Genomic DNA, 7,141 nt, shown 5'->3' with positions numbered 1-7,141 from the left:
CACCCGCCCGTCCCGCGGCACCGTCCGGATGTTCGTCGACGGCGCGTGGCGCGATGCCCCCCTGCACCGTCGCGAGCACCTGTCCCCCGGCGCCGCCGTGGCCGGGCCGGCAATCGTCGCGGAGGACAACTCGACCACCGTCGTCGAGGCCGGCTGGGAGGCGACGATGTCGGAACAGGGCCATCTCGTGCTCACCCGGGTGCACGCCCACGACGACACGGCGGTGAGCACCCACGCCGACCCGGTGATGCTCGAGATCTTCAACAACCTGTTCATGTCGATCGCCGAGCAGATGGGCACCACCCTCGAATCCACCGCGCAGTCGGTGAACATCAAGGAGCGCCTGGACTTCTCGTGCGCGCTGTTCGATCCGGACGGAAACCTGATCGCGAACGCGCCGCACATCCCCGTCCATCTCGGCTCGATGGGCACGAGCGTGCAGGAGGTGGTGCGCCGCCGGCACGGGTCGATGAAGCCGGGTGACGTGTACGCGGTCAACGACCCGTACCACGGCGGTACCCACCTGCCGGACGTCACGGTGATCACACCCGTCTTCGGCCCCGGGCCGGACGGGTCCGGCGAGCACATCCTCTTCTTCGTCGCCTCCCGCGGTCACCACGCCGAAATAGGCGGATCGACACCGGGTTCCATGCCCTCCGGCAGCCACGACATCCGCGAGGAGGGGGTACTGTTCGACAACTGGCTGCTCGTCGAGAACGGAACCTTCCGCGAGACCGACACCCGCGCGCTGCTCACCGGCGGCCCCTACCCGTCCCGGAACCCGGACACCAATCTCGCGGACCTGCGCGCACAGATCGCGGCCAACGCCCGCGGGGTGGCCGAGGTGGGCCGGATGATCGACCACTTCGGTCTCGACGTCGTCCAGGCCTACATGCGCCACGTGCAGGACAACGCCGAGGAGGAGGTGCGCCGCGTCGTCGACCGCCTCCACGACGGCGAGTACCGCTACGAGATGGACTCCGGTGCGGTGATCGCGGTGCGGGTCACCGTCGACCGGCAGGCGCGCTCGGCGACGATCGACTTCACCGGCACGTCACCGCAACTCGCCTCGAACTTCAACGCGCCCTCATCCGTCACGCGGGCCGCGGCACTGTACGTCTTCCGCACGCTCGTCGCCGACGACATCCCTCTCAACGACGGGTGCCTGCGTCCGCTGCACATCGTCGTCCCCGACGGGTCGATGCTCGCCCCCGAGTTCCCCGCCGCTGTCGTCGCGGGCAACGTCGAGACGTCGCAGGCCGTCACCGGCGCGCTCTACGCGGCGCTGCGGGTGCAGGCCGAGGGCGCCGGCACGATGAACAACGTCACCTTCGGCAACGAGCGATACCAGTACTACGAGACGCTCGGCTCCGGGTCGGGCGCCGGCGAGGGGTTCGACGGGACGTCGGTGGTGCAGACCCACATGACCAACTCGCGACTCACCGACCCGGAGGTCCTGGAGTGGCGCCTTCCGGTGTTGCTGGAGGCCTTCACGATTCGTCACGGCAGCGGCGGCGACGGCCGGTGGCGCGGCGGCGACGGCGCCGTGCGCCGGCTCCGGTTCCTCGAGCCGATGACCGTCAGCACGCTCTCCGGGCACCGGCGCGTGCCGCCGTACGGGATGGCCGGTGGCGAGCCTGGAGCGCTGGGCAGCAATCGCATCGAGCGCGCCGACGGCACCGTCACCCGCATGGCCGGCTGCGACTCCGTCGAGGTCGGGATCGGTGACGTGCTCGTGGTCGAGACGCCGGGCGGGGGCGGCTACGGCCGGTAGGCCGAACGGGACTCCGGGGTGGGATCCAGTTCCCGCAGGACGGGCAGCGCGAAACACACCGCGGCGACGAACACCATCGGCAGGGCCAGCGCGAAGAATGTCGTCCGCACACCCGTCGCGTCGATCAGGGGCCCGGCGACCAGGATCCCGACCGGGCCCGCCGCGTACGCGGTCGAGGTCATCACACCGACGACGCGGCCGCGCATGTGCTCCGGGCTGCGGGTCTGCATGGCCCAGTTCCCGATCGGCCCCACCGGGCCGAACACCAGGCCGATGAGGATGCCCAGCAGCACGAGGACCCCCAGCGGCGGCAGGAACGCCATGCCGGTCGTCGCCGCGCCCAGCACCGTGACCGCGACGAGCATCAGGCTGCGGCGCCGCAGGCGCGGTGCGAAGGCGCCGTAGGCCAGGGCACCCACCAGGCCACCGACGCTCAGCGACATCAGCACCCAGCCGAGCTGAGCGGGTGCGTCCAGGCCGGTGAAGTAGGCGGGCAGCAGCACCGACTCGATCGGCAGGAACAGCGCCATGATGACCATGTCGACCAGCGCGAGCGTGCGCAGCAACCGGTCGCGCCACACGAAGCGCAGCCCCTCCAGGGTGCCGGCCCACAGCGAGGCGGGCCGGGTGGCCCGGTCGGGCCGGCCGGCGTGCTCGAGCCGGAGGAAGGCGACGGTGACGAGCGAGAGCACGAAGCACGCCGACGTCACCCACAGGGTGTTCTCGGGACCGACCGCCGCGATGAGGACACCGCCGACACCCGGTCCGATCAGGTAGGCGAGGTTGTAGTTCGCCTCGTAGAGGCTGTTGACGCGGTCCAGCGACCACCCGGCGGCGCGGGTCGCCGCCGGCAGCATCGACTCCCGCGCCGAGATTCCCGCCGGGTCGAACACGGCGCCGAGCGCCGCGAGCGCGGCGAGCAGGGGCACCGAGAGCCCGACGGTGGCCGCGAGCACGGGGATCGTCGCGACCGACAGCGCCGAGAGCGCATCCGAGACCACGGCGGTGCGCCGCCGGCCGAACCGGTCGACGACCGTCCCGGTGAGCAGGCTCGCCAGCAGCAGCGGCACGGTGGCCGCGCCCGCGACGATCGCCGCGTCGGTGGCCCGGCCGGTCTGCTCGAGCACCAGCCACGGCAGCGCGACGACCACGATGCCGTTGCCGGTGGCGGACAGCAGGGTGGCGACGTTGAGGAGGATCAGCGGCGCGAAGCGGCGGGTGGTCAGGTCGAGGGTGGTCACGGCGGTCGGCATTCACTCGGGAGGAGGCGGTGCCGCGACGCTAGCAGGAGCACGGCGGCCGGCACGAGCGGTTTTCGGGCGGCGGAGCGTCAGCACCCCGGAGTCCGGTCCGCTCCCCTACCGGGTGCTTCCCGAGTCCGCTGTTTCCGCCGTCGGCTCCCCGGTCACCGCCGTCGATCCGCCCTGCTCCGCGACGAGCTGATTCGCGAAGACGCCCCCGGCACCCCCGCGGTTCCGGGGACAATTTCCCCATGCAGGGGCTCGAAGTCGTCCACAGCGGAATGTTCACCACCGTCCAGGACCGCGGCCGGCCGGAACACGAGGACCACGGGCTGGGCACGTCCGGCGCCGCCGACCGCGCAGCGCACGACGCCGCCAACCGGCTGGTCGGCAACGAGCCCACCGCCGCGACCCTCGAGGTCGCCGCCGGCGGGTTGACCGTACGCAGCATCGGCGCGAACGTCGTCGCGGTGACGGGCGCCCGCGTACCGGTGACCGTCGACGGCCACCCCGAGGCCGACTACGCGATGCTGAGGCTGGACGACGGTGACGTGCTGGCCCTGGGCAGTCCGTCGAGCGGGCTGCGCTCGTACCTGGCGGTGCGCGGCGGAATCGACGTGCCCGAGACCCACGGCAGCCGCTCCACCGACACCCTGACCGGGGCCGGCCCCGCCCCGATCAGGGACGGTGACCGGCTACCGGTCGGCACCCTGGCGGGCGAGCTGCCCATCGAGGAGCAGATCCCGCCGCCGGGGCCGATCGAGGATCCCGCCATGCTGCGTGTACGTCTGAGCCGGCGCTCCGAGGTCTTCAGCCCCGGTTCGGTGCACGCGCTGCTACACGAGACATGGACCGTGACGCCGCAACTGGACCGCGTCGGCATCCGGTTGCACGGCCCCGGCAAGCTGCATCTCGCACGGGGCCGGACCGACAGTCCGGAACCGACCGTCGCGGGCTCGGTACAGGTTCCCCCCGACGGCAACCCCATCCTGTTCCTGGCCGACCATCCCGTGGTCGGCGACCACCCGGTGATCGCGGTCGTCCTGCCCGCCGATCTTCCCGTCGCCGCGCAGCTCGAGCCGGGGCACCGGGTGCGGTTCGTCGCGACCCTCACCCGGTGACTCCGCGGCCGGTCAGGACACCGCCGCACCGCTCGACGGCCGGACCGCGAGGCCCGGGGCCGCAACAATGTGCTCCTCGACGCGATTGTCCCGCACGGCAATTCGTCGCAACGTGCCGGCCGGCGTGCGGACGTCGACCGTTCCGTCGAGCACGTGGTCGAACGTGAAACCCGCGCATCCGGACGGGACCGTCGCACGCGGGCCCCGCGACGCGCGGCGCAACCGCGCCCGGCGCGAGAGGAAGGTGTCGATCAGGTACGCCAGCCACTCCGTGTAGAAGTAGAAGTAGAAGCAGTCGCCGCCGTTCCACACGAGTGCGGTGCCGTCGGCGGTGGGCACCCACTGGCACCACGACAGCGGGCGCCCCCGCCGGGGCAGTCCGTCGGCCGGTGACCGGTGCGGGCCACTCGCCGGACCGGCGAACGCGACGAGAAAGTCGATCTCGTGCCGGTTCAGCGGGGGATCGATCTCGATCCGTCCGGTGAATTCGGTTCGATGTGCCATGTGTCCCCCGTCCGCGGTCGATCGCTCTACCCGATTCGACGCAGTCGGGGACGGAACCGTTCCCCGGAATATCCGGCCGCGCGGTCCCCGGTCGGCCGCCACCTCGATCGGGGTCGCGGCCGACCGTCGGCGCGGATCCGGGAGCTACTGCAGACGGCGCTGACGCGCGATGTCCGCGAGCACGACGCCTGCGGCGACGGACGCGTTGAGCGACTCCACGTCGCCGGCCATCGGGATCGACAGGATCGAGTCGCACGTCTCGCGGACCAGGCGCGAGAGTCCCTTGCCCTCGGAGCCGACGACGATCACCACCGGATCGGTGCCGTCGAAGTCGTCGAGGGTGGTGTCGCCCCCCGCATCCAGCCCGACGACCCGGACGCCGCGGGACTGCCACTCCTTGAGGGTGCGTGTCAGATTCGTCGCCCGGGCGACGGGCAGGCGGGCCGCGGCGCCCGCGCTGGTCCGCCACGCCACCGCCGTGACCGCGGCGCTGCGCCGCTGCGGGATCAGCACGCCGTGCCCGCCGAACGCGGCAACCGACCGGATCACCGCGCCCAGGTTCCGCGGATCGGTGATGTTGTCGAGGGCTACCAGCAGCGGCCGCTCGTGGTTGTCGTGGGCGACGGCCAGCAGGTCGTCCGGATGGGCGTAGCGGTACGGCGGGACCTGCAACCCGATGCCCTGGTGCATGCCGTTGGCGGTGAGACGGTCGAGCTCGCCGCGCGGAACCTCGAGGATCGAGATGCCCGCGTCCCCGGCCCGCTGCACGGCCTCCTTGAGCCGCTCGTCCGCCTCGGCGCCGACCGCGACGTACAGCGCCGTCGCGGGAACGTCCGCGCGCAGGCACTCCACGACCGGGTTGCGGCCGAGCACCATCTCCGGCCCGTCCTCGCCCTTGCGGCCGGCGGTGCTGCGGCCGCGCTTGTCGGTGGCCTTCGCCGCGGCGCGGGCGCGCCGCGCGGCGGGATGGTACGGCCGGTCCTCCGCCTTGGGGGTGGCACCGCGGCCCTCGAGGCCGCGGCGGCGCTGCCCGCCGGACCCGACGACCTGGCCCTTCTTGGTGCCGCCCTTGCGGACCGCACCTCGTCGCTGAGAATTACCAGCCATCACTGCCCTGCTTTCAGGGACCACTCGGGTCCGTTCGGCGTATCGGTCACCTCGATGCCCGCCGCCGTCAATCGATCGCGCACCTCGTCGGCGAGCGCCCAGTTCTTCGCGGCCCGCGCCGCCTGCCGGCGGTCGAGTTCGGCGGCCACCAGCACCTCGAGGGCCTCGAGGGCCGCCGAGTCACGGCCGGCCACCTCGGCCCAGTGCGGGTCGAGCGGGTCCACCCCCAGGATGCCGAGCATGGCGCGCACCTGCGCGGCGATGTGCACCGCGGTGTCCAGGTCGCCGGCGTCGAGCGCCTTGTTGCCCTCGCTGCGCCGGCCGTGGATCTCGGCGAGCGCCTTCGGCACGCCGAGGTCGTCGTCGAGCGCCGCGGCGAACTCCTCGGTCCATGTTCCTACCGGGATGTCGCCGGCCCGGTCCCGGGTCTTGAGGACGAACGCCTCGAGGCCGCGGTACCCGGCCGCCGCCTCGTGCAGCGCGGCATCGGAGTATTCGAGCATGGACCGGTAGTGGGCACTGCCCAGGTAGTACCGCAACTCCTGGGGCCGCACCCGGGCGAGCACGTTCGGGATGGACAGCACGTTGCCGAGCGACTTGGACATCTTCTCGCCGCCCATCGTGACCCAGCCGTTGTGCAGCCAGTACCGCGCGAACCCGTCGCCGGCAGCCTTGGCCTGGGCGATCTCGTTCTCGTGGTGCGGGAAAACGAGATCCATACCGCCGCAGTGGATGTCGAAGGACTCGCCGAGGTAGTACTCGGCCATCGCGGAGCACTCGAGGTGCCAGCCCGGGCGGCCGCGGCCCCACGGCGTCGGCCACGACGGCTCGCCGGGCTTCGCCGCCTTCCACAGGGTGAAGTCCCGCGGATCCCGCTTGCCGCTCCCCGCGCTCTCCCCCTGATGGACGTCGTCGATCCGGTGACCCGACAACCGGCCGTACTCGGGGTAACTGAGCACGTCGAAGTAGACGTTTCCGTCGGCCGCGTAGGCGTGACCGGCGTCGATCAGGCGCTGCATCAGCTCGACCATCTGGGTGACGTGACCCGTCGCGCGCGGCTCCACGGACGGCGGGAGCACACCGAGCTGGTCGTAGGCGCGGGCGAAGGCCCGCTCGTAGGTCGTCTTCCACTCCCACCAGGGCCGGCCCGCCTCGGCGGCCTTGCGCAGGATCTTGTCGTCGATGTCTGTGACGTTTCTCACAAAGGCGACATCCAGGCCCTTCGCCATGAGCCAGCGCCGCAGCACGTCGAAGGCGACGCCGCTGCGCACATGACCGATGTGGGGCTCACCCTGGACCGTCGCGCCACAGAGGTACACCGAAGCTCGGCCGGGGACCAGCGGAACGAAATCCCGCACGGCCCGCGATTCGGTGTCGAACAAGCGCAAGGTCAC

Annotated in this window: 6 protein-coding genes; 2 read left to right on the top strand and 4 right to left on the bottom strand. The window is 72.0% G+C overall.

Going from position 1 to position 7,141, the window contains the following annotated elements:
• A partial coding sequence (locus tag G6038_RS16990; protein WP_206024910.1) for a hydantoinase B/oxoprolinase family protein occupies positions 1 to 1,774 on the top strand: 1,774 nt, incomplete at its 5' end.
• Here G6038_RS16990 and G6038_RS16985 read toward each other — a convergent pair.
• Entirely contained in the window at positions 1,762 to 3,027 is a 1,266-nt protein-coding gene (locus tag G6038_RS16985; RefSeq protein WP_165038989.1) for an MFS transporter, read from the bottom strand. The two genes, G6038_RS16990 and G6038_RS16985, sit on opposite strands and share 13 nt — an antisense overlap.
• A 239-nt stretch (positions 3,028 to 3,266) precedes the next feature.
• Between G6038_RS16985 and G6038_RS16980 the strand changes: the two genes are divergently transcribed.
• A complete protein-coding gene (locus tag G6038_RS16980) occupies positions 3,267 to 4,136 on the top strand; it encodes a biotin-dependent carboxyltransferase family protein (RefSeq protein WP_165038988.1) in 870 nt (289 codons plus the stop codon).
• A 12-nt stretch (positions 4,137 to 4,148) separates the two neighbouring features.
• Here the strand turns inward: G6038_RS16980 and G6038_RS16975 are convergent, their stop codons facing one another.
• The 3 genes from G6038_RS16975 to cysS all read right to left on the bottom strand — a co-directional run bounded on the left by G6038_RS16975 (position 4,149) and on the right by cysS (position 7,141).
• Positions 4,149 to 4,640 (bottom strand): hypothetical protein, encoded by a 492-nt coding sequence (locus G6038_RS16975; protein ID WP_165038987.1) that lies wholly within the window; start codon positions 4,638 to 4,640, stop codon positions 4,149 to 4,151.
• A 144-nt stretch (positions 4,641 to 4,784) separates the two neighbouring features.
• Positions 4,785 to 5,747: a 23S rRNA (guanosine(2251)-2'-O)-methyltransferase RlmB gene (rlmB, locus tag G6038_RS16970; protein ID WP_165038986.1), complete on the bottom strand. Its 963-nt coding sequence runs from the start codon at positions 5,745 to 5,747 to the stop codon at positions 4,785 to 4,787.
• Positions 5,747 to 7,141, bottom strand: a complete 1,395-nt coding sequence (cysS, locus tag G6038_RS16965) for a cysteine--tRNA ligase (RefSeq protein WP_165038985.1) — start codon at positions 7,139 to 7,141, stop codon at positions 5,747 to 5,749. Before cysS ends, rlmB begins: the two co-directional genes overlap by 1 nt.

The organism is Rhodococcus sp. 14C212 (assembly GCF_011058195.1).
Lineage (GTDB): Bacteria > Actinomycetota > Actinomycetes > Mycobacteriales > Mycobacteriaceae > Rhodococcus > Rhodococcus aetherivorans.
This window is presented reverse-complemented; position numbering and strand designations above follow the sequence as displayed.

Excerpts from the sequence above, each read along its gene's own strand:
- G6038_RS16975 (WP_165038987.1), bottom strand. The coding sequence starts at position 4,640 with ATGGCACATCGAACCGAATTCACCGGACGGATCGAGATCGATCCCCCG.
- G6038_RS16980 (WP_165038988.1), top strand. The coding sequence starts at position 3,267 with ATGCAGGGGCTCGAAGTCGTCCACAGCGGAATGTTCACCACCGTCCAG.
- rlmB (WP_165038986.1), bottom strand. The coding sequence starts at position 5,747 with ATGGCTGGTAATTCTCAGCGACGAGGTGCGGTCCGCAAGGGCGGCACC.
- G6038_RS16985 (WP_165038989.1), bottom strand. The coding sequence starts at position 3,027 with ATGCCGACCGCCGTGACCACCCTCGACCTGACCACCCGCCGCTTCGCG.